This window comes from Vibrio sp. STUT-A11 (assembly GCF_026000435.1).
In the GTDB taxonomy this organism is placed as follows: Bacteria; Pseudomonadota; Gammaproteobacteria; order Enterobacterales; family Vibrionaceae; genus Vibrio.
This window is the reverse complement of record NZ_AP026763.1, coordinates 1149983-1172805: the sequence shown is the minus strand read 5'-3', so window position 1 is coordinate 1172805 and position 22823 is coordinate 1149983. Positions and strand designations below refer to the sequence as shown.

The 22823-nt window shown below is 48.7% G+C and carries 15 protein-coding genes; 13 read left to right on the top strand and 2 right to left on the bottom strand.

Going from position 1 to position 22823, the window contains the following annotated elements; translation table 11 throughout:
* Window positions 1-177: 177 nt before the first annotated feature.
* The 5 genes from OO774_RS05505 to OO774_RS05485 all read left to right on the top strand — a co-directional run bounded on the left by OO774_RS05505 (window position 178) and on the right by OO774_RS05485 (window position 9478).
* A complete protein-coding gene (locus tag OO774_RS05505) occupies window positions 178-1635 on the top strand; it encodes a circularly permuted type 2 ATP-grasp protein (protein WP_264905383.1) in 1458 nt (485 codons plus the stop codon).
* On the top strand, window positions 1635-2579 hold the full coding sequence (locus tag OO774_RS05500) for an alpha-E domain-containing protein (RefSeq protein WP_264905381.1): 945 nt from the start codon (window positions 1635-1637) through the stop codon (window positions 2577-2579). Before OO774_RS05505 ends, OO774_RS05500 begins: the two co-directional genes overlap by 1 nt.
* Entirely contained in the window at window positions 2576-5923 is a 3348-nt protein-coding gene (locus OO774_RS05495; RefSeq protein WP_264905379.1) for a transglutaminase family protein, read from the top strand. The genes OO774_RS05500 and OO774_RS05495 overlap by 4 nt, the downstream gene beginning before the upstream one ends.
* 103 nt (window positions 5924-6026) lie before the next feature.
* Window positions 6027-8600, top strand: a complete 2574-nt coding sequence (locus OO774_RS05490) for a circularly permuted type 2 ATP-grasp protein (RefSeq protein ID WP_264905377.1) — start codon at window positions 6027-6029, stop codon at window positions 8598-8600.
* Window positions 8597-9478, top strand: coding sequence for a transglutaminase family protein (locus OO774_RS05485; protein WP_264905375.1), 882 nt, complete (start codon window positions 8597-8599; stop codon window positions 9476-9478). The genes OO774_RS05490 and OO774_RS05485 overlap by 4 nt, the downstream gene beginning before the upstream one ends.
* 23 nt (window positions 9479-9501) lie before the next feature.
* Here the strand turns inward: OO774_RS05485 and OO774_RS05480 are convergent, their stop codons facing one another.
* Together OO774_RS05480 and OO774_RS05475 are read right to left on the bottom strand one after the other, a co-directional pair.
* Entirely contained in the window at window positions 9502-10110 is a 609-nt protein-coding gene (locus OO774_RS05480; RefSeq protein WP_264905373.1) for a response regulator, read from the bottom strand.
* A gap of 19 nt (window positions 10111-10129) precedes the next feature.
* Entirely contained in the window at window positions 10130-11965 is a 1836-nt protein-coding gene (locus OO774_RS05475; protein ID WP_264905371.1) for a sensor histidine kinase, read from the bottom strand.
* A gap of 177 nt (window positions 11966-12142) precedes the next feature.
* Here OO774_RS05475 and dsrO point away from each other — a divergent pair, with 177 nt between their 5' ends.
* The 8 genes from dsrO (at window position 12143) to OO774_RS05435 (ending at window position 22789) form a co-directional block, all read left to right on the top strand.
* Entirely contained in the window at window positions 12143-12910 is a 768-nt protein-coding gene (dsrO, locus tag OO774_RS05470; RefSeq protein WP_264905369.1) for a sulfate reduction electron transfer complex DsrMKJOP subunit DsrO, read from the top strand.
* Window positions 12907-14040, top strand: coding sequence for an NrfD/PsrC family molybdoenzyme membrane anchor subunit (gene nrfD, locus OO774_RS05465; protein ID WP_264905367.1), 1134 nt, complete (start codon window positions 12907-12909; stop codon window positions 14038-14040). Before dsrO ends, nrfD begins: the two co-directional genes overlap by 4 nt.
* 17 nt (window positions 14041-14057) lie before the next feature.
* Entirely contained in the window at window positions 14058-17150 is a 3093-nt protein-coding gene (locus OO774_RS05460; protein ID WP_264905365.1) for a tetrathionate reductase subunit A, read from the top strand.
* Window positions 17151-17279: 129 nt separating this feature from the next.
* Complete coding sequence (locus tag OO774_RS05455) at window positions 17280-17891, top strand: c-type cytochrome (RefSeq protein ID WP_264905363.1); 612 nt, start codon at window positions 17280-17282, stop codon at window positions 17889-17891.
* A gap of 8 nt (window positions 17892-17899) precedes the next feature.
* Window positions 17900-18952 (top strand): c-type cytochrome, encoded by a 1053-nt coding sequence (locus tag OO774_RS05450; RefSeq protein WP_264905361.1) that lies wholly within the window; start codon window positions 17900-17902, stop codon window positions 18950-18952.
* A 309-nt stretch (window positions 18953-19261) separates the two neighbouring features.
* Complete coding sequence (locus OO774_RS05445; RefSeq protein WP_264905360.1) at window positions 19262-20581, top strand: paraquat-inducible protein A; 1320 nt, start codon at window positions 19262-19264, stop codon at window positions 20579-20581.
* Window positions 20574-22220: an intermembrane transport protein PqiB gene (gene pqiB, locus OO774_RS05440; protein WP_264905358.1), complete on the top strand. Its 1647-nt coding sequence runs from the start codon at window positions 20574-20576 to the stop codon at window positions 22218-22220. The genes OO774_RS05445 and pqiB overlap by 8 nt, the downstream gene beginning before the upstream one ends.
* Window positions 22220-22789: an ABC-type transport auxiliary lipoprotein family protein gene (locus tag OO774_RS05435; protein ID WP_264905356.1), complete on the top strand. Its 570-nt coding sequence runs from the start codon at window positions 22220-22222 to the stop codon at window positions 22787-22789. The genes pqiB and OO774_RS05435 overlap by 1 nt, the downstream gene beginning before the upstream one ends.
* The last annotated feature ends 34 nt before the right edge of the window (window positions 22790-22823 follow it).

Genomic DNA, 22823 nt, shown 5'->3' with positions numbered 1-22823 from the left:
TAGTATTGTATTGAGTTCAATGCATGCTTATGCAATAGCTACAGAATAAAACTAATCAAAACAGAAACATCAACTCGCGCCAGTTTGCTTTCTTTGAATATCAAAAGTTGCTGCTAGGGGTAAAAGTGGAGCATGGCCGGGAAATGAGTTTCAAAAGCTAGAGGATGGACCCCCGCTATGAGTAAATTAACCGATGGGTACGACAGTGGAGAGTACTTCGATGAACTGATCGACAGCCAAGGCAACTACAGAGATTCTTCATGCAGACTACTAAGCTATATCGACAGTTTGCCCCCTGAAGAGCTTGATAAGCGTAAGCTGGCAGCGGAAGCGACCATTCAGGAAATGGGTATCAGCTTTACTGTCTACACCGAAGAAGGCAACATCGACCGCGCATGGCCGTTCGATATTATTCCCCGAACAATAGATGCAAAAGACTGGGAAGCTGCAGAGAAAGGATTAAAGCAGCGCCTTACCGCATTAAACCGTTTTATCGACGATCTTTACCACGACCAAAATTGCATAAAAGACGGCATTATTCCCGCGCATATTATTAAAGAATCAAAAAATTTTCGCCCTGAGTGCGTCGGCGTATCGCCCCCTTTTGGTGTCTGGGCGCATATTTGTGGCACCGATTTGGTGCGAGCCGACGACGGACAGTTTTACGTGCTGGAAGATAACCTCCGCGTTCCCTCTGGCGTATCTTATATGCTGGAAAACCGAGCCGTAACGAAAAGGGTGTTACCGGAGCTGTTTGAAAATGACAATATCAGAAAAGTGGACTCTTACCCGTCTCAGCTTCTGGATACGCTACAAGCACTTTCACCAAGAGATATCGAACGACCAGAAATCGTCGTTTTAACCCCAGGTATCTACAATTCCGCCTATTTTGAACACGCTTTCCTTGCTCAGCAAATGGGCGCAGAGTTAGTCGAAGGCGGGGATCTTTACGTTGGCAAAGATAACTGCGTTTACATGAAAACCATCTACGGTCCTGAACGCGTGGATGTGATCTATCGCCGCATCGACGATATGTTTCTCGATCCTGAAGTATTCGACCCAGACTCTATGCTTGGTGTTCCAGGACTGATGCGTGCATGGAAACAAGGTAACGTTGCGCTAGCTAACGCACCAGGCGCTGGTGTTGCAGATGACAAAGTGGTTTACGCCTATGTGCCGCAACTTATCAAATACTATCTAGATGAAGAACCAATTCTGCCTAATGTGGAAACCTTCCTGTGTGAAGATAAAGATGACCGCGAATATGTGCTGAAAAACTTAGAGAAACTGGTAGTAAAACCAGCCAACGAATCTGGCGGTTACGGCATGTTAGTCGGTCCTCATTCCAGCAAAAAAGAACAGGCCGTGTTCGCCGAACTTATTAAGAACAACCCTCGCAACTATATCGCCCAGCCGACGCTCAAGCTATCCACCGCGCCGACACTTATAGAAAAAGGAAAGCTGGAGCCGAGACACTTGGATCTACGCCCATTTATCCTTCAAAGCAGAAAAACCTATGTTACTGCGGGTGGCCTTACCCGCGTCGCGATGAAAAAAGGTTCGCTGGTGGTGAATTCCTCTCAGGGTGGTGGCAGTAAAGATACCTGGATCGTAAAAACACAAGGAGATAAGTGATGCTATCAAGAGTTGCTGAACGACTGTTCTGGAGCGCCCGTTACCTGGAACGAGTTGAAAACATCGTCCGTCTGATCAGTGTTTACGATGAGCTATTATTTGATCTACCAAAGGATGTCCGAATCTCGTGGTACAACCTGATAGAGATAAGTGGCAGTGTGCCTGAATTCACTAAAAAGTATAAAGATAAGAGCGAAAGAAACGTTGTACGCTTTTTACTTGCAAGTGAGGACCATCCGGGATCAATGTTATCTTCCCTTAAGATGGTGCGCGAAAATATCCGTACAACCCGAGATGTCGTCCCTGAAGAGATGTGGGAGCTCATCAATGAGCTGGATATCTATGCCCGCAAGAACCTACAAAAAGGCATAAGCCGCGGTGATCGATACGAGTATCTAAATACCGTGCTCGAAGGATGCAGAAAAATCATCGGATTGTTGAGCAATGCAATGAGCCGGGATGCGGCCTGGAGCTTTATCATTATGGGACGTTATCTCGAACGTGCGGACATGAATACGCGTATTCTGGATTCCGCCGTCAGTCTGAAGATAAAAGCATTACCGGAAGAAGAAGTTCTGCTGGAACAGATTATCTGGCCGAAGGTACTCAAATCCCAAAGTGCGTATCAAAATTACCTTCGCACCATGCGCTGTGGTATCGATGGTGTCAATACCACAACCTTCTTACTTACCGACGAAGATTTTCCTCGTTCACAGGCTTTTTGCCTCAAGCAGATCAAGAGTGCAGCAATGTATCTGCCACGACACGAAGAGATCATCCTACACATAGAACAGCTGCTGGATACCACCTACAGCATCGAGCACAACGAAAGTATTTGTCAGGAGTTCAGCAATTACCTGAACGATATCCAGTTAGCACTGATCAGCCTTCAGGCGGAAATTTGTGAAACCTGGTTTAACTTTAATCACGGAGACGCGGCATGACCATACGTGTAGCTATCCAGCACAAAACCTCGTATAAATTCGACCGCGACGTAAAGGTATCACCTCACCTTTTAAGGCTGAGGCCCGCCCCTCACTCTCGCACTCATATTCACGGTTATTCACTCAAAGTAGAGCCGGAAGAGCACTTTGTTAACTGGCAACAGGACCCGTTTGGTAACTATCAGGCCAGATTGGTCTTCCCGGAAAAGATGCGCGAGCTGAAGTTTGAGGTAGAAGTCATCGCCGATATGACGGTGATTAATCCATTCGACTTCTTTATCGAAGAGTACGCTGAGAATTATCCGTTTAAGTACGACGCGCTCTTGAGCGAGGAACTGGCACCTTACCTATCTGTCGCCGAGGAAAGTAAAGAACTCGATCAGTGGCTGGTGGATGTCGATCGCAGCAAAAAGCGCATTGTCGATTTTCTGGTAGAGCTAAACAGCAAACTGTCCGGGCAGATAGAATATGGCATTCGTATGGAGCCGGGCGTGCAGACCTGTCAGGAAACGTTAACCCTGAAAAAAGGCTCCTGCCGCGATACAGCTTGGCTACTCGTTCAGATCCTGCGCAGCCTTGGACTGGCTGCACGCTTTGCTTCTGGTTATCTGGTTCAGTTGACCTCGGATATTAAATCGTTAGACGGCCCTTCTGGCCCAGAAGAAGACTTTACTGATCTGCATGCCTGGTGCGAAGTTTATCTGCCTGGCGCTGGGTGGGTGGGGCTGGATCCGACCAGTGGCTTGTTCGCCGGAGAAGGACACATCCCCCTTGCCTGTACCGCTGATCCTATATCAGCCGCACCGATTACTGGTGCGACCGATGAGTGCGAATGCAAATTTGAATACAGCAATACAGTGATTCGAATTCATGAAGACCCGCGCGTAACCAAACCTTACACGGATGACGAGTGGGAAAACATCAAAGCGCTTGGTTGCGCTGTGGATGAGCAGCTGGATGAGATGGACGTACGCCTGACCATGGGTGGTGAACCAACCTTTGTCTCGATTGATGATATGGATTCAGCGCAGTGGAATACCAAAGCTCTGGGAGCGGATAAGCTCAAACTGGCAAAAGATCTGCTTATTGGACTGAAGGACAAGTTCAACACCCACGCACTATTACACTACGGTCAAGGTAAGTGGTATCCGGGTGAAGAATTACCTCGATGGGCACTTGGCTGTTTCTGGCGTACCGATGGTGAAGCCCTGTGGCACGATCCGTCTTTGCTTGCTCGGGTGGACAAAGATTACCAACATACGATTGAGGATGCCGAGCGTTTTGGGCAGTTGCTTTGTGAACGGTTGGGCATCCAAAACCAATATCTGCAGCCAGCCTATGAAGACTCGCTTTACTATCTCTGGCTAGAACGTTCCTTGCCAGAGTCGGCAAATCCGAAAAAAGCCAAACTGAGCGATGATTTGGAAAGACGTCGTCTGGCAAAACTGCTTGGACGAGGCTTAGAAAGCATCAGCGGTTACGTGCTTCCGGTTTCATTTGGCGAACAAGGCTGGCAAAGCTCGCTATGGCCGATGCGAAGTGACGTGATCACGCTTATCCCCGGGGACAGCCCGATGGGGTATCGGCTACCGCTGGACTCTCTGCCGCAGGTCAGCGAAGTGGAAATTCCACCTGAACGTGACCCGTTCGAAGCCAGAGAGGCATTGCCTGTCTATTCGTTAACGGAGAATGTCGCGCAACGCCAGCAATCTCAACAACCTCCCCTCAAAGACAAGGAAAGTAGCAAAAAGGCGGTTGATGTGATCCGTACTTCAATCTGTGTCGAGCCGAGAGACGGCAGATTGCATCTGTTTTTACCGCCAGTAATCCATCTGGAGCACTATGTCGAACTCATCTATCACATAGAAGCGACGGCAAGCGCGCTCTCCATACCGGTTGTCATCGAGGGTTACGAGCCACCGAAAGATTACCGTTTGCAGAAATTCCTTATCACACCCGATCCGGGCGTGATCGAGGTGAATATTCACCCTTCCAAAAACTGGAAGGAGCTGGTAGAGAACACTGAAATACTCTACGAACAGGCGCATCAGTGCCGTCTGGGCACAGAGAAATTTATGCTGGATGGCCGTCATACCGGTACTGGCGGTGGTAACCACATTACGCTTGGCGGCCTCACCCCAGCGGACAGTCCCCTATTGAGAAAACCGGATCTGTTGCGCAGTCTGGTCAATTACTGGCAACACCATCCTGGGTTGTCTTACCTCTTCTCCGGCATGTTTATTGGCCCAACAAGTCAGGCACCGCGCCCGGATGAAGGCAGAGATGAAGCCCTGTACGAAATGGAAATCGCCTTCCAGAACTTCCCGGATGGTCTGGTCGATCAGCCGTGGCTGGCCGACAGACTGATGAGAAACCTTCTCGTAGATGTGACGGGTAACACCCACCGATCCGAGTTCTGTATCGATAAGTTATATGCGGCTGGCACCAGTAGCGGCAGACAAGGGCTACTGGAATTCCGTGGTTTTGAAATGCCGCCGCACGCCAGAATGGCATTGGTACAAACGTTATTACTACGCTGTTTGGTCGCACGCTTTTGGAAAGATCCTTACCACAAGCCTTTAATACGTTGGGGAACGACCCTGCACGATAAGTTCATGATGCCCTATTACGTCTGGCAGGATATCAAAGAAGTGGTGGACGATCTTCAACAGCACGGGTTCCCATTTAAATTAGAGTGGCTTGCGCCATTTGAAGAATTCCGCTTCCCTCATTACGGCAGGCAACAGATAGATGGTATTGAAATTGAGTTACGCTGGGCAATCGAGCCTTGGCATGTGCTCGGAGAGGAAGTCACGCAAACTGGCACCAGTCGCTTTGTCGACTCGTCGGTGGAGCGTCTGCAGGTTCGATTGAGCGGAATGACGGAAAGCCGCTATGTACTTACGTGTAATGGCCGTCGTGTACCTTTGAAACCAACCGGCAGACAAGGGGAATACGTGGCAGCCGTACGCTATAGAGCGTGGGCGCCACCGTCAGCACTGCACCCGACACTGGGAATAGACTCTCCGTTGGTGTTCGATTTGATCGACACCTGGAACGGCGTCTCGATTGGCGGCTGCACTTACCATGTCAGCCACCCGGGAGGAAGAAGCTATGAAACCTTCCCAGTTAACGGCAACGAAGCAGAGGCTCGACGGGTAAACCGTTTTTGGGATCATGGCTTTACTCAGGGGACACTTGACCCACCGCCAGAGTTCAATGCCCTGCGCAGCTTCTATGAGAACAAAACGGCGTCGCGTCCGATGGCACCACCAACAGAGGAGATATGCAACGAATATCCAAATACTCTGGATCTACGCAAACGAAGTCGCCGTATCGGGTGAGCACATCGCTAAAGTTGAATCATATATTCACTGCTGAGCTGGTTGTCCTTTCCGGGTGGTATATACTAGGCAATAACTCACAAGGTAGTAGCAAAAAGATAATATGAGTCAATTCGTTTCAGACTACGCCGGGGAGGAAGAGAATACGCCCCTAATTGGTCCTTATCAGGCAGCAAAAGAGGCCTACGATGAGGCGTATGATGACATCCAGCAAACCAGATTACACTGGCAACCTCTCTTTACTCATCTGGATAAACTGAAAGATGGGCATCTAGAAGATTTACAAAAGCGCGCTCAGCGGATTTTGCGCGATGACGGTGCGACTTATGATCTGAAAAACGACCCACTTTCACCTACGGTTTGGTCTCTGGACGTGCTGCCGAATATTATCGACCAGAGTGAATGGCAAGAGACAGAGAAAGGTCTGGCCCAGCGCTCGGATTTGTTTGATCTGATTCTGAAAGATATTTACGGCGAACAACGGCTCATTAAAGATGGCGTGATACCCGCAGAGATTATTTATTCCCACCCCGGCTTTTTGCGCCAGTGCTACGGGATTGAGATTCCGGGATTGAAAAATCTTATCTTCCATTCTATCGACCTTGTTCGCGACGCTGACGGCTCCTATATCGTCATCAGCGACAGAACTCAAGCGCCCTCAGGTGCAGGTTATGCGTTAGAAAACCGCACCGTGATATCCAGAGTACTGCCATCGGTGTTTCGTCGTAGCAATGTAAGACGCCTTTCCAGCTTCTTCCAGACCATGAAAAACACCCTCAGTCAGCTTGCGGCGCACAAAACCGACACACCCAGGATCGTACTTTTAACCCCAGGCTCAGGAAGCAGTACCTATTTCGAACACACCTACCTAGCCAACTATTTGGGCTACCCTTTGGTACAAGCCGGGGACTTAACAGTGAGAAGTGGCAAGGTTTGGCTTAAGTCCCTCTCTGGTTTAACACCAGTTGATGTGATTCTACGCCGTACAGACGACAACGACTGTGACCAGTCAGAACTGCGACCAGATTCTTTCTTTGGCATTCCAGGGCTGCTCGAAGCTGCACGAAGTGGCAATGTCGTACTCGCCAACCCGCTGGGTAGTGCCGTTCTTGAATCTCCGGTACTGATGGCGTTTCTTCCGAAGATATGTGAATACTTGCTGGGTGAACCTTTGAAGCTCCGTAGCGTTGATACTCTATGGTGCGGTATTGACGCAACCATAGAGTTTGTTGAACAAAACCTCGAAAACCTGATTATCAAGCCTTCTTATCGAAAAGCTCGCAGCCAGACCATTTACGGCCACTGTTTATCAGCGCAAGAGAGAATAAAAACGCTGGAGATGATTAAGGCAAACCCAAAACAGTATGTCGCGCAAACTTATATTCCTGGCTCTACGGTTCCTGTCTGTTCAGGTTCTAAAATAAAGAGCCGACATAGCCTACTGAAAGCCTTTACCGTCGCAGATGGTGACCAATACTGCGTAATGCCAGGCGCGTTAAGTCGAGTAACTCAATCAGATAATGACTACATCGTTACCAGTCTATCTGGCGCTCGTAGTAAGGATACCTGGATAACCGCCAATGAGCCGGATCTGACGCATCAGTCACTGCTCGACGAACCTGGCTTTCATGTTGCACAGCATGGGAATGTGCCAAGCCGGGTGGTTGAAAACTTCTTCTGGTTTGGACGTTATGCAGAGCGTGCAGAGTTAAGTATTCGCCTGATGCGGGTGTTATTTAAACAACTTAATGGTATTGAAGAGCTATCATCACAGGCAAGAAATACACTTTTAAAGGCCATCTCTTTGCAAACCAACTGCCTGCCAGGGTTCGTTGAAGGTAATTCCGATCTGCTCGAAAACCCAGATGCGGAACTGGCCGACTTAGTGGTGAACGGCAACCGAATAGGCAGTATTAAATCCAACTTACTGGCCATGCTCTCCTGCAGTGATCAGGTAAGGGATCGCCTGTCTGCCGATACTCGAATTGTCCTTAACAAGCTGCGTGACAACCTCAACGAGTTGGACAGAGCGTACGTCAGCGGCTTGCCTGAAGCGCCAGAAGAATCGCTGGATAACTTGATGACCATGCTGTTGGCACTGTCAGGGTTGAGCAACGACAGCATGCTTAGAGGACAAGACTGGATATTTCAGCAGATAGGTCAGCGTACCGAAAGGGCAATTCAGACCGCAAAACTGTTCCAGTCTACCTTAAGCATCAAACTAGAGAGTTTGCCGCAGCAACAAGTACTGGAGTCAGTACTACTTAGTATGGAAGCACTCATTTCGTTCAGAAGACGCTATCGCACCAGAACCCGGGTCGCCTTTGGCCTGGATCTGTTAATGGTCGATCCTTCAAATCCGCGTTCATTGGTTTACCAGACTGAGAAGCTGAAAGAGTTTCTAAACATGCTCCCGGATAACCATACCTTTATTCCCGGTGGATTAACCAGCGAGTACAGGCTGATCCTACTAACGCTTAATGATATTCAGCTTACTGACTTAGAGCAGCTATCAAAGGCCAACCCAAACAACCAGACCAGAGAGGAATTTGGCGCTCTGATGAATAAGATTATCGCCCAGTTGGAGCAGTTTACTTCACTGGTCAGCGATAAATACTTTGATCACACAGCTGGGCCACAACAGCTGATTAAACCCAAATGGAAATTGGATGTATGAGATACAAAGTCCAGCATAAAACCACCTACTCCTACAGTTCGCCGGTGACACTTTGTTATAACATGGCACACCTGCTTCCCAGGGATACGGTAAATCAGCGCTGTTTTAACCGCAAGATTAAGGTGACGCCAAAGCCGTTGTACCAGAATGAAGGGCAGGATTATTTCGGCAACGAAACCTTTTACTTCTCCATTCAGGAACCACATAATGAACTCACCATCGATGTCACCAGCTTTTTGGAAGTCCAACCGCACAACTGGGCTGAGGTCATAGAAAACCATCCGCTCACCTGTGGTGAACTCCGAGATATTATGGCTCGCGCAGAAAGTGCCGAGATTAGGTTGGCGCAAGAGTTCTGCTTAGACTCATTGCAGATAAAGCGCTCAGAGAACCTCAGACAATATGCACAAGAACTGTTTAGTGACAATCAGCCAGTGTTAAAAGCGGCCATGGCGTTTACCCATAAAATATTTACCGAGTTTACTTTTGATCCAACCGCAACCGACGTAACAACCCCAACCGAGCAGGTTCTAAAAGAGAAACGTGGCGTGTGTCAGGACTATGCCCAACTGGCGATAGGCTGTTTGCGATCTGTTGGCCTCGCTGCACGTTATATGAGTGGTTACATAGAAACCCTGCCGCCTCCGGGCAAGGAAAAACTCGTCGGTGCCGATGCCTCTCACGCTTGGTTTGCGATTTTTGTTCCTGATCTCGGCTGGGTCGAGTTTGATCCCACCAACGATTTGATCGCTCACGATCAGCATATCGTTACTGGCTGGGGACGCGATTACGCCGATGTTCCACCGTTGCAGGGCGTGATATTTGATGGTGGTGAGACACACAACCTCAGTGTTTCTGTTGATGTAGCCAGAGTCTGAACCCGTTTACTCCTACTCCCCACTTACTGAAGCGCTAACTTGCCATAGATGTACGCCAACTCGGCGACCGTTTTGGCAGAAAACTTTTTCATTAAACTGGCGCGATGTACCTCGACCGTTCTCATCGCGATGCAAAGCTCATCAGCGATGCGAATGTTGCGTTTGCCTTCGATGATTAAGCGTAAAATATCCTTTTCACGAGGCGTTAGCGACGCATAGGCCGATTTTGCAGCGGCCGTATCAAGGCTGGCTGCCGATAGCACCTGACCTTGCAGAATCGCTTGTGCCAATTCATCGCCTTTGACAGGCTTTTGGAAGAAGTTGACCGCCCCCGCCTGCAATGCATCGACGGCCATCGGTACATCACCATGACCCGTCAGGTAGATCACCGAGATTGGACTATTCGCCTGATTAAGAATTTGATGCACTTGCTGACCACGAAGGTTGGGCATCCGGCTATCGAGAATCACGCACCCCGCCTGATGAATGTCGACCTCATCAAGAAAGGACTGTCCGTCTGCAAAGGTTGAGACTCTGAAATCATGTTCCTCCAGCATAAATGCCAGCGAATCACGCACCGATTCATCATCGTCGACCACATAGACAGGTAGCTGCTTTTCACTGCTGCTCATTAACTGCTCCTAATGCTGATTAGCTCTGATATGGAAACACAAGCTCAACTAAACAACCGTGTGGCGTAGTCGAATGGATGAGAAAATCGCCGCCGTGTAATTCCATCACATCACGACAGATCGCCAAGCCCAGCCCAATCCCTTCTTCTTTAGTACTGACGAACGCTTGGGTAGGGTTATCATGCTGTAACCCTGTGCCATTATCCAATATTCGAATGGAAAGCTGCTTAGCCTGGTAGTCACTGTGCAGGGAAATTTTACTCTGATAACCGGACGAGTGATATTTTCCCTGAAACAAAGCACAGGCATCAATCGCGTTATTGATCACATTAACCAAAACTTGCTGGACGCCAACGGCATCCGCCAATATAGGACGAACCTCTCCTTCGGCGCTGGTGACAATGGAAACATTCTGCTTTTGTAGTCGAAAGTGAAGCAGTTCAATCGTGTCATCGATTAGCGCTTGAATATCGCACGGCGCTTTATCGACGCTGCGCTTGCGGATCAAGGTTCTCAAGCGCTGAATGATCGCATCGGCCCTTTCTACTTGCCCCTGTATTTTCTCAAGTACAGGGACAATATCTTCGTGGGGACGTTTCTTAGCCAAGCGAAGTAGCCCACCCTCGCTATAGTTACGAATCGCCGCCAACGGCTGGTTTAGCTCATGAGCCAGACTGCTACCAATTTCTCCGACAATGGCAACTCTCTGTGAGTGCTCCAACTGCTCACTTTTTTCTTTCAACCTCAGCGACGTCTGTTCCAATGCCTGCTTGCTTTTACTGAAACGATACTCAAGCCAAAAGTGGTAAACGTTCAACACAATCACAAAAATGAACAGCGCCCATGCCCATTCCTGATGGTTACGCAGCCAGCGCAGTGCATCATGCCACCATGGTTGTTGCAGAGGGTGAAGGTCTAGCGCCTGATAAAGTTTGTCAATGCTTAGCAAACTCACTGGTGATGTCCATCCCGACGCACCAGCCGCAATGCTGGCAGGGTGGTCTGAGGGCATAGCAAGTAACTCCTGAGCGACTCTTTTAGCCAGCTGGGAGGAACCCTTCTCTGTTTTGGCAAATGACCAGTTGGGGTAAAGCGGCGTCGATACCGCACATGGTGAACCTTCGTTCGGCTGCTGATTTAAAACTCGATAATCACCTTGCTGCAACAGCCCTTCATTTTGCATCTGTTCCAATAGACAGGCGGGCACAACGGCAGCTTCCACATTACCATCACGCAATTGATAGAGATTGGCATCAATAGGGAAGCCGAGGTAGCGAACATCTGCAAAAAAATCGTTTGGGTCAAACCCCATTTCAACTATCTGGTAACGCAAAGTTAAGTAACCACCAAAGGCTTTTTCCGCCACCGCTGCGACTGGTAAACCCGATACGTCTTGCAGTGTTTTATAGGTCGAACTGGCACGAACCACAAGCGCTGAGCCAATGCCGTAGTTGGAATTTTGCGGTGCGCGGCTGGTCAATGTTGCCATCCAGGAAAGCGCGTATTGCCTGCCTAGTCGCACCGCTTGACCGGGGTTGGTTAAGATGAAGTCCATGGTCTGCAACTTCACCGCTTCCCCCATCTCATCCAGGTTCAGCGGATGAAGTACAAAGTGCACATCGGGAATTTGTTGATTCAGCCAATCGATCGTCGGTTGCCACCTCTGCTCTGCATAGAGGTGACCGCGTATCGCTAAAACGCCGACTTCGACTTTCTGCTTAAACTCCTTCTGCGTCACCTCCGGCTGTTTAACGCCTTGTTGCTCAATTTGTAACGAAGAAGTTGCCTGAACCAAAGAGGAGAATACAGCCAAGAAAAGAATCCAAACCTGACACAACAGCGATGTTTTTTTCATGATGAGGTCGAATCTTCCCTAAGCAAATGATGGAACAAGAATAACAGCTACATTACCTAAACCACATTTGTTTTAGATCAAGTTTGATCTGGGTATGTGGAAATCCACTATATCGGCTCTGCGGAGCATTTCTCACAATGGAATCAGTCAGTTCAAATTCAACTAAGCAGGTGAGTTATGGATTCCACCAAACGACGCTTTCTCAGCGCTGTCCCAGCCGGTGCCGCGCTGATCCCAATTACAGGTATTGGCACTGCCACGGCGGGAAATGTCATTCGAAATAACCACTCCCCCGACCGAAAAGGACACGTCGGCAAACGTTACGCCATGGTGATTGATTTACGCAAATGTGTCGGCTGCCAAGCTTGTACCGTGGGTTGCAGCATTGAAAACCAGGCGCCTATTGGACAGTTCCGTACCACAGTCAAACAGTACGAAGTCACCCTCAATGATGGCTCAACAACCACACGAGAAGCGAAAGCCTTTATGCTCCCTCGCCTTTGCAACCACTGTGACAACCCGCCCTGCGTGGCAGTTTGTCCCGTTCAGGCGACTTTTCAGCGCGAAGATGGAATCGTTATGGTGGACAACAGCCGCTGCGTCGCCTGTGCGTATTGTGTACAAGCTTGCCCTTATGATGCTCGTTTTATTAATCAAGACACACTGACAGCAGATAAATGCACCTTCTGCGCTCATCGTTTAGAACAAGGATTACTGCCTGCTTGTGTGGAGACCTGTGTTGGCGGTGCTCGCGTGATTGGTGATTTGAATGACCCATCCAGCGAAATTCGCAACTTAATCGCGGAACATCAACACGAGATTAAAGTGCTTAAACCTAACGAAGGCACCAATCCGCATGTGTTTTATATCGGCATGGATGAACGCTTTACCGACCATATAAACGGACAACCGGCGATTTACGACCCACAAGGAGAACACGCATGAACATCACCGAAGTGTTAGTCCAACCTCATGCGATGGCTTGGCTCCCGTGGGCAGTGCAATATTTCTTCTATATCGGCTCCGCATATGCTGCCGCGATTCTTTTCCTGATCGCATTGCTGTTTGCGCAATACACCAGCCACCAGCTGCGTGCTGCATTGGTGCTAACCTTGGCCATAGGCGCTATCGTGGGACCGTTGTCATTAACAGGCGATCTTCACCAACCCGGTCGTGCGTGGCATTTTTACGCCCATTTCACCCCGTGGTCGTGGATGTCTTTGGGATCACTGTTTCTGCCAGTGTTTTCAGGGCTAGCGGTGATAACAGCATGGTTGTATCTGCGCCAGGACTTGATCGCTTTGCGCAACCAACCAGGGAAAGTCCTCCCTCTGTTATCAAAGCTGTCGCTTGGTGAGTGGCAAATCTCCCGCAGAGCCATGCTGATGATATCGACAATCACCGTGTTATCAGGCATAACCATCGCGCTGTACACAGGTGCTGAAATCGCCGTCGTTCAGTCACGCTCTCTATGGCATCAACCTGCTTCCCCTATCCTTTGGTTCGTCACATCATTTATGGGTGCGGTCGGCTTCTCCCTGCTTATTTGGCTACTGCTGCCTAACGAGTCAAAAGTACTCACTGCTGGTGATATCAATTTACTGAAAAAATCCATGATAACCAGCAGCGCATTGACGCTGATACTTCTCCCAATTTGGGCTTCCAATAATTCAGCATTCTCACTCTATTCAAGTGACCAATGGGTGTACAACATTGCCCTGCTCACTTTTGTTGTTTTGTGCTGTGCCGTACTCGCGTTCATCATCTTGCAGGACAGCAAAACGTGCACGCCTTTTTATTTCCGCCGCATCTTTGCGTTGTTTTGCATGCCATTAACCGCACTGGCAAGCGCATGGCTGATTCGCTGGTTCACCATCATGGAAGTACAAACCATTGCCAAATTCGATGCTGGACTGTATCCGTACCAATTAACCATGGATGGAAATGGCTTGATAGGCATTATTGGTATGTTTGGATTATGGCTAGCACTGGCCTTACTGGGCTCAGAACTGGTTCAACCTAGGCCACAAACGAGCTCTGAAAACACGTCAATTTCCACCTTAACTCAACGCTAATTGAAGAGGGTTTCATCATGGATAACAAACGCCGTCAGTTTTTGAAATCAGGCCTTGCAGTGGGTGGGCTTGGCGCATTCGCTGCAGGGTATGCCACGACCACCAAACATATGGTAGAAGGCGCACTTGAAGGCACTGCAGGTAAAAAGACCCGCGATAGTCACCACGGAAACTCTCTGGAACCTGAATACACCGTCAATAATAAAGGCAACCTCATCCCCAACCCGAACCAGCGCGTTGCACCGTCCATGTGTTTTGGCTGTTGGTCACTGTGTGGCTTGCGTGTACGCATTGATAACCGCAATGACGAAATTTTGCGTATCAGTGGCAACCCGTATCACCCGCTTTCGCAAATTCACCATATTCCTTTCGATACCCCAGTCAAAGACGCTTATTTAGGTTTGGCGGGAGAAGCAGGTCTTGAAGGTCGCTCAACGGCCTGTGCCCGAGGCAATGGCATGTTAGAGATCCGTAACAGCCCTTACCGCATCACCCAGCCACTCAAACGCGTAGGAAAACGTGGCGATGGAAAGTGGATGCCGATTAGCTACGAGCAATTATTAGAAGAAGTCGTAGAAGGCGGCGACTTATTTGGCGAAGGTCATGTCGACGGGTTGCGCGCGATTCGCGATATACAATCTCCTGTTGATCCAGATAACCCGGAATATGGTCCGAAAGCCAACCAACTGTTAATGACGAATGCCGGAAACGAAGGCCGAGACGACATCTTTAAACGCTTCGCTTTCAATAGCTATGGTACGCGTAACTTTGGGCACCACGGTTCATACTGTGGCTACGCTTTCCGTGCTGGCAGCGGCGCATTCATGAATGATTTAGATAAGTACGCGCATTTGAAACCAGATTTTGACAACGCGGAATACATCATCTTTATCGGTATGTCACCCGCTCAAGCCGGTAATCCATTTAAGCGTCAGGCTCGGCAACTCGCCAATACGCGGACCAACGGTAAACTGGAGTACAGCATCATCACGCCAAGCTTGCCTGCGGGCTCGTCAAGTTTGGCAGCGGGTGACAACAACCGCTGGATACCGATTAAACCCGGAACCGATTCTGCCCTTGTGCTTGGCATGATCCAGTGGATCTTGGGAAACCAACGCTACAATAAAACCTTCTTAGCGCAGCCGGGCGCAAACGCAATGAAACGCGCAGGCACCGCGCACTGGTGCAATGCCACTCATCTGGTGATCAGCGATGAGCAGCACCCAAGAAACGGGACATTTTTGCGTGCATCAGATCTAGGCCTGCCTTTCGAAGGTGAAGCACTGTCTGAGTCGGACCCTTATGTCATCGTGGATGAGCAAAGCGGCGAATTTGGCGTCCATACCCAAACGGGTGAAGCAGCACTGTTTGTCGATAAAACCGTGACACTCACATCGGGTGATGTTCGGGTAAAGTCGTCGCTGCAAAGACTCAAAGAAGAGGCGTTTAAATACAACTTGGAGTTTTACAGTCAGCAGTGTGAAATCCCTGTCGAACAAATTGTCGCATTAGCAAAACGTTTTACCTGTCACGGTACAAAAGCAGTCGTCGATACCCACGGTGGCAACATGCACACCAATGGTTTCTACAATGCGTTTACCATCATGATGCTCAATGCGCTGATCGGTAATATCAACATGAAAGGCGGCGCAATGGCGAAAGCGGGAGGATATCCAACCTCAGCCAACGGGCCGCGTTATGACTTCACCCAATTTCCCGGTAAGGTCGCACCAAAAGGCGTCTTTCTCTCTCGCAGTAAATTTCCGTACCACAAGACCAGCGAATACAAACGTCGCGTATCGTCTGGCGAATCCCCTTACCCAACTCGCGCGCCTTGGTATCCGTTTGCGGCACCACTGCTGACGGAACATCTGTCTGCTGCTATTGATGGTTACCCATACCGCGTCAAGGCTTGGATCAATCATATGGCCAACCCGATATATGGCGTACCCGGTTTAAAAACGTTGTTGGAAGACAAGCTTAAAGATCCAAAGCAGCTTGGATTGATTGTCTCCGTGGATGCGTTCATCAACGAAACCACGGCACTGTCGGACTATATTGTGCCAGACACTGTAACCTACGAAAGCTGGGGTATGGCAACACCTTGGCATGGCGTACCCGTGAAAACTGTGACCGCTCGCTGGCCGATTGTGGAAGCGAGAACCGCTAAAACTGCCGATGGTCGCTCGATTTGCTTAGAGAACTTTTTGATTGATGTGGCTAAGAAAATGCAACTGGGCGGATTCGGTGACAAGGTAATTCAAGACGCTCAAGGTCACTGGCACAGTCTGCATAGCGCAGAAGATTTCTACTTACGATCGGCAGCCAACTTAGCCTACGTGAAAGGTGGTGTGCCTGAAGTTTCGGCTGAAGATATTGCCTGGTCTGGCCTGGAACGCTTGATGCCAAGTATGCAAAAAACGCTGACAGCAGATGAGATGAAACGCGTGGCGTTTATTTTTGCTCGCGGCGGGCGTTTCGAAAATGCCACCGAAGCGTATCAAGGTGAGCAGATGAAACACAAATGGACACGCCCCGTTGCGATTTGGAATGAGCGTGTCGGCAGTGCGAGAAACACCATGACCGGTGATTTCTATACTGGCTGTCCTACCTGGCATCCGCAAAAACTGGCAGACGGTACGCCTATGGAAGAACAATACCCGAGTTCGGAATGGCCTTTCAGCCTGACGAATTTTAAGTCCAACATTCACAGTGCAGTATCAAATTTGTCGCCAAGGTTGAACTCCATCAAAGGGGTGAATCCAGTGTATATCCACCCTATCGATGCCGAGCGAGCAGGTCTTGAAACCGGCGATGAATTTATTATCCAAACCCCGTCGGCAAGCACCAAAGCCCTCGCAATGGTGGTCAGTGGGATTCGCCCGGGCACACTCGGATTTGAGCATGGATTTGGTCATACCGAGCTAGGACAACGCTCGCACTGGATTGGCGATAAGCAACAGCCAGTGCAGAGTCGCCACCAAGATGGGGTTAACATCAACGACATTGGCTTGATAGACCCCACCCGAGAAGGGAAAGGCGTTTTACTGGATTGGGTCGTCGGCGCGGCGGCACGTCAATCCCTGCCAGCTAAGATAGTCAAAGCTTAACCTTTGGGGCTGTCCTTTTGGGGCAGCCGTCGCACATTCTCACCGTCAAATATGTGGAAATCCACAATACCGTCAATTATTGATAAAGAAGACAATATTACGATTATAAAAACGACAAAGTGAGTCAGCATGTCAAAATTTATTTCGGTGGCCACAGCCTGTTTGCTGGCAACCACAATGAGCGCAAGCGCCTCGTCTATTCCCGAAAAGGCCAGCGTATGTAGCGGCTGTCATGGTCAAGATGGTATGGGCCAGGTCAATATCGCTCCTATGATTGCCGGTTTAAACGCGAACTATCTCAACACGCAAATAGAACTCTTCCTTAGTGGCGAACGCCAAGATCCGGTTATGCAAGGTATGGCTCAAGAAGTCAGCGACCCTGGCGTTCGTAAAGAAGTCCTTGAATACTATGCAAACTTACCCAGTTATGAGTTCTCAAACCCAGAGAAACGCGGCGACCAGGCCGACATACGCAGCCCTTATCGTAAGTTAATCTTCCAGGGAGATTGGGATCGCAACATTCCCGCCTGTGCAACCTGTCATGGAGCCAGCGGTATGGGGGTCGACAAGTTCCCTCGCCTGGCCAGCCAGCACGCCGACTATCTAAAAGCACAGTTGATGGCGTGGAAAAATGGCACTCGTAGTGGTGATCCACTCAATATGATGAGCACCATCGCGAAGAATCTCACCGATAAAGAGATCGAAAACCTTTCCTACTACTTTGCCTCATTACGTTATTAGGAGCAGACATGAAACTTCTGTATTCTCTATTCGTGTTACCTGTGGTCTCTGCTGCTGCGATAGCGAACGATGAATTACCCGATCGCCAAAAAGAACTGCCAGCGGTTGAAAAAGAAACCCAGAGTGAGTACCTGAAGCCCCGCGATCTCAGCACCATTGCCAATACGGAATTTGGCGAACAAGTAAAGCGTGGCTATTCGCTGTTTGTGAACTCTCAACAGATGCGCGGAACGTACGTGGGCAATGAGCAAAATTGTGTGAACTGCCATATGGAAGCAGGTCGTAAAGCCAATGCAGCACCGTTGTGGGCCGCCTACATGGCCTACCCTGCTTACCGTAAGAAAAACGATCGCGTTAACAGCTACGCCGACCGTATCCAGGGCTGTTTCGAATATTCCATGAACGGCAAAGCACCCGCTTACGATTCACCAGAAATCATCGCGCTGAGTTCTTACGCGTACTGGTTGGCCATGGGTGGTTTGCTTGACCAACATGGAATGACAGATGAACCGATTCCTGAGATAGACGCCAAAACGCTGCAAACGGGCGGCAAAGCGCCAGACTTCCCGCTGCCAGAAGCGATTGCTCAAGCACTACCTGTGGAAGAGCGTGGCAACCTAGCCGGACGCGGCTACCCTAAGATACCGGCACCAGAACAAGCGCCGTCACCGGAGCGAGGCGCATTGGTTTACGCAAAAAACTGCGAAACCTGCCATAGCGCTGATGGTTCGGGCATCAAAGGCAGCGATGGTCACTCTTACATTCCGCCACTTTGGGGGGCAAACACCTATAACTGGGGGGCGGGTATGCACCGTATCAACACCGCAGCTTACTTTATTTACGAAAACATGCCGCTCGGAAAAAGCGTACAGTTAACCGAGCAAGAAGCGTGGGATGTAGCGGCTTACGTTAACAGTCACGAACGTCCTCAAGACCCTCGTTTTAAAGGTAGTGTCGCCGAAAACGCTGAAAAATACCACCAGCATCAAGGCTACTACGGAAAAGTACTCAACGGTAAACAATTGGGCGCAAATGCGTTTGAAAGCAGTACGGTTGAATAAAGTAAAATACCTGCTCCGATTATGGGGAGCGGGTATTCTCTCCCTTCCACCAACAATTCTCTGTTTCTCACCGACAAACTTGAGTAATTGTTCAACAGTTTAATCCTCGTTTGAAGAAAGGTTAATTTCCTTCTCTGCACCTACTTTGCGTCCAATTTATTTGCACACAAAATAACTAAACGAGTGAAAATCACCTACACCAATTGGTTGCTATAATGCAAGTATAATTTGTGTTAAAAGCTTTGCCTTATATAAGTATCTACTGTAAAACAGAGTCTTGTTTGGACAAATGATTTACAATCCTATTCCATGAGTACTCAACCAAATTCAAGTCAGTTAATTTCATGTGAAGAATGTGGTCTCGTTGTCCGTATTCCTGAGATAGAGCAAGGACAGAAAGCCCAGTGCCCTCGCTGTTCTCATTCACTGACTAAAGTTAACGCGAAGCCATATCAAAGTGTCATTGCTATTTCATCGGCATGTTTGATCATGCTGGTACTCAGCATCTCGTTTCCTTTTATGTCTTTTAGTGTGCAAGGCTTATCTCAAGAGATCACTTTACTGCACGCCGCCAAAATGCTGGCCGAATTCAAAAATGTCCTGCTTGGTCTACTGCTATTAGCAACGGTGGTTGTCCTGCCTACCATCTATGTGGGCTTAATTCTCTTTCTCCATTTTGAAGCATTGAAAACTCTGAAACGCTCCCCCTCTAAAAAGCAACAGAGGATGGCAAAAGTCTTGTGTCGCATTTTATTTAAGGTCGAGCCCTGGCTGATGGTCGATGTATTTTTGATTGGCGTGTTGGTTAGCTTAATCAAAATCGCTTCGCTTGCCGATATTGGTATGGGAACCTCTTTCTGGGCTTTCTGCGTTTACACCGTTTTAGTCGTAAAGTGCATTTCGATGGTCGATAGAAGCTGGTTATGGGGTCACTTTATTCCTGCCGTAGAGGTACCTGGAGTAGCAGAAGGTGATACCCACCATAACCACAACCATATTGGCTGCCATACTTGTCATCAGATAAATCGCATCGAAGATAAAGCCTGCATTCGCTGCAAAAGCTCGCTTCACCGATATAATCCTGCCGACAACTTGCAAAAAGCGTGGGCTTTACTCTTCGCGTCGATCGTCTTTTATATTCCGGCTAACCTCTACCCGATGATGTATACCGTTAGCCTGGGCCACTCAGAAGGCTCAACCATTATGGAAGGGGTGATATTGCTCTGGCACCTAGGATCCTATCCGATTGCGATGGTGATCTTCTTCGCCAGCGTTTTCATTCCGCTGGCGAAAATGTTCGCACTTGCGTGGTTGTATACTCAAGCACAAAGAGCGCGATACCTTCCACCGGAAGAAAGTATTTCACGCTTGAAGATATATCGTTTAACCGAATTTATTGGCCGTTGGTCAATGATTGATATTTTTGTTGTCGCTATTTTGGTTGCTCTGGTTCAGTTGCAAAACCTGATGGCGATTTATCCTGGACCTGCTGCGTTGTCATTTGCTGCAGTGGTTATTTTCACCATGCTCTCTGCCATGATTTTTGACTCACGCTTGTTGTGGCACACGCCACAAAGTGATGTGCAAGAGCCAATGCCTGAATTAAAAGAGAAAGCCAAATATGAGTGATGAGAACAACACAACCGCTCAAATAAAACCGCAAAAGCAGGTTTCTGCTATTTGGATGGTTCCGATCCTTGCGCTAGTCATGGGGGCGTGGATGCTGTTTCAATACATCAACAGTACTGGCCCACAAATTACATTGCAGCTACCGACAGCCGAAGGTATTGAAGCTGGCAAGACCGAGATAAGGGCGCTCAATGTAAAAGTTGGCGTTATTACTGAAGTCACACTTAGCGAAGATTACGACCACATCATCGCTAAAGCGCAGATGAACAAAGATGCGGCGCGCATGCTTAAGGACGACACCATGTTTTGGGTCGTCAAACCGCGTATCGGCCGTGAAGGCGTCTCGGGACTAGAAACCTTACTTTCTGGCGCTTACATTCAGCTACAACCTGGGAAGTCAGATGAAGAGAAAGAAAAGTTTACGGTACTTGATGTGCCGCCCGTTGCGGCTCCCGATGCAGAAGGTTTGCGCCTTGTTTTAACTCACCGCGAAGCGGGAAAACTGGGCGTCGGCGATCCGGTTATCTTTAAAGGTTTTACCGTTGGACGCGTGGAGAAAACCAGTTTTGATGTTGATTCCCGTCAGGCGCTTTACCAACTCTTTATCTTTAAGCCCTACGACAATTTAGTCCGTACACGCACCAAGTTTTGGCTCAATTCCGGCGTAGATTTACAACTCAATACCGAGGGCTTTGAGTTAAAATTCGGCTCTCTTGAAAGCTTGCTGACAGGAGGCGTAACCTTTGACTCCATTCCGGGGATAGGCTCTGGCGAGCCTCTAACGGAAGAATTAGCGAGTTTCCGCTTATACGATGACGCTAAACAGCTTCGTGAGGGCATGTACGACGAGTACATTGAGTTTGTGATGTTGTTTGATGAATCCGTCCGGGGCCTAAAAGCGAAAGCACCTGTCGAGTACCGAGGTCTACGAATTGGTACAGTCATGCGAGTGCCGTTGCGCTTCCCCACTCAAGAAGAAAGTTTTTCAGTGAAAAGAATTCCGGTACTGGTACGTATCGAACTAGGTCGCTTATTCGAGCACTTCCACACTGATTCAATGTCTGACTACACCGAAACATTAAAACTGGAGTTTGCCAAAGGCCTGCGTGGTACATTGAAAACGGGTAGCTTGATCACTGGTGCCCTGTACATTGACACCGATTTCTATCCAGATGCAGAGAAATACGTACCAGACGAGTTTTTGGGCTTAGAGGTATTCCCAACCATGCGTGGTGGATTTGCTCAGGTTCAGAAACAAGTGAATGACTTCCTGGATAAACTCAACAAGTTGCCAATGGAAGACACGCTAAACTCGTTAAATGAAACACTGCAGACATCAGAACGGACTTTAGCTTCAGCGGAGCGTGTGGCAAACAGTATCGATAAGCTGTTAAGTCAGAACGATACCCAGAAAATCCCAGCGGATATTCGTCAGAGCCTGCAACAGCTACAAAAAACACTTGATGGTTACGGCCCTAACTCGACCATGTACAGCGAAATGGAATTGACGCTCAAAGAGCTCGAAAGCGTAATGACCGAGTTTAAACCTGTCCTAAAACAACTAAACGAAAAACCAAACTCACTCGTGTTTGGAGAAGACGAAACCAGTGATCCGGTACCTGTGAGAGGGCAAAAATAATGAAACGTGTATTTCTTTTAATTTCTGCGCTTTTAGCTGGCTGTAGTAGCGCACCAGAAACGACAGGCTCAATGTATCTGTTACCGCAAGCAGAGTTTCAGGTAACGAGTAGCGCAGCAGTGACTGAGCGTCCTCTTCTCGTTGTTCGCCCTGTTGAGCTAGCCAGTTATCTTAATGACAGTGGTATTGTCTATCGCACGTCAGAGTCACAAATTATTCAGGCGAAACAGAATCAGTGGGCGCAGAGTATTTCAGAGCAAATTACGCAACGAATCATCGCCGATCTGCGCCATAAGCAAAGTCACTACTGGCCAGTGAAAGTGCATAGCCTCATTGATCAAAGTGGCGAGAACAAACTGCAGCTGAGTTTGCATAAGTTCAATGGTAATTACCAAGGGAATGCAGAGCTTGAAGGCGAATGGATGTTGATTGATGCTAAAGGCAAAGTGCAACATCGTTCTCCTGTCAAAATCCTAATGCCTTTACAGGATGAAGGTTACGATGCTCTGGTTGGAGCACTTTCGGCAGGACTGGAAAACCTTACAGATAACATCGCGCAACAACTGTAAGAGTTTAGTTGAAGCCAAAAAAAGGGAACGTATT

What these genes read in the sequence shown, in the direction of transcription:
- OO774_RS05505 (WP_264905383.1), top strand. Translation starts at nt 178, where the DNA reads ATGAGTAAATTAACCGATGGGTACGACAGTGGAGAGTACTTCGATGAA.
- OO774_RS05500 (WP_264905381.1), top strand. Translation starts at nt 1,635, where the DNA reads ATGCTATCAAGAGTTGCTGAACGACTGTTCTGGAGCGCCCGTTACCTG.
- OO774_RS05495 (WP_264905379.1), top strand. Translation starts at nt 2,576, where the DNA reads ATGACCATACGTGTAGCTATCCAGCACAAAACCTCGTATAAATTCGAC.
- OO774_RS05490 (WP_264905377.1), top strand. Translation starts at nt 6,027, where the DNA reads ATGAGTCAATTCGTTTCAGACTACGCCGGGGAGGAAGAGAATACGCCC.
- OO774_RS05485 (WP_264905375.1), top strand. Translation starts at nt 8,597, where the DNA reads ATGAGATACAAAGTCCAGCATAAAACCACCTACTCCTACAGTTCGCCG.
- OO774_RS05480 (WP_264905373.1), bottom strand. Translation starts at nt 10,110, where the DNA reads ATGAGCAGCAGTGAAAAGCAGCTACCTGTCTATGTGGTCGACGATGAT.
- OO774_RS05475 (WP_264905371.1), bottom strand. Translation starts at nt 11,965, where the DNA reads ATGAAAAAAACATCGCTGTTGTGTCAGGTTTGGATTCTTTTCTTGGCT.
- dsrO (WP_264905369.1), top strand. Translation starts at nt 12,143, where the DNA reads ATGGATTCCACCAAACGACGCTTTCTCAGCGCTGTCCCAGCCGGTGCC.
- nrfD (WP_264905367.1), top strand. Translation starts at nt 12,907, where the DNA reads ATGAACATCACCGAAGTGTTAGTCCAACCTCATGCGATGGCTTGGCTC.
- OO774_RS05460 (WP_264905365.1), top strand. Translation starts at nt 14,058, where the DNA reads ATGGATAACAAACGCCGTCAGTTTTTGAAATCAGGCCTTGCAGTGGGT.
- OO774_RS05455 (WP_264905363.1), top strand. Translation starts at nt 17,280, where the DNA reads ATGTCAAAATTTATTTCGGTGGCCACAGCCTGTTTGCTGGCAACCACA.
- OO774_RS05450 (WP_264905361.1), top strand. Translation starts at nt 17,900, where the DNA reads ATGAAACTTCTGTATTCTCTATTCGTGTTACCTGTGGTCTCTGCTGCT.
- OO774_RS05445 (WP_264905360.1), top strand. Translation starts at nt 19,262, where the DNA reads ATGAGTACTCAACCAAATTCAAGTCAGTTAATTTCATGTGAAGAATGT.
- pqiB (WP_264905358.1), top strand. Translation starts at nt 20,574, where the DNA reads ATGAGTGATGAGAACAACACAACCGCTCAAATAAAACCGCAAAAGCAG.
- OO774_RS05435 (WP_264905356.1), top strand. Translation starts at nt 22,220, where the DNA reads ATGAAACGTGTATTTCTTTTAATTTCTGCGCTTTTAGCTGGCTGTAGT.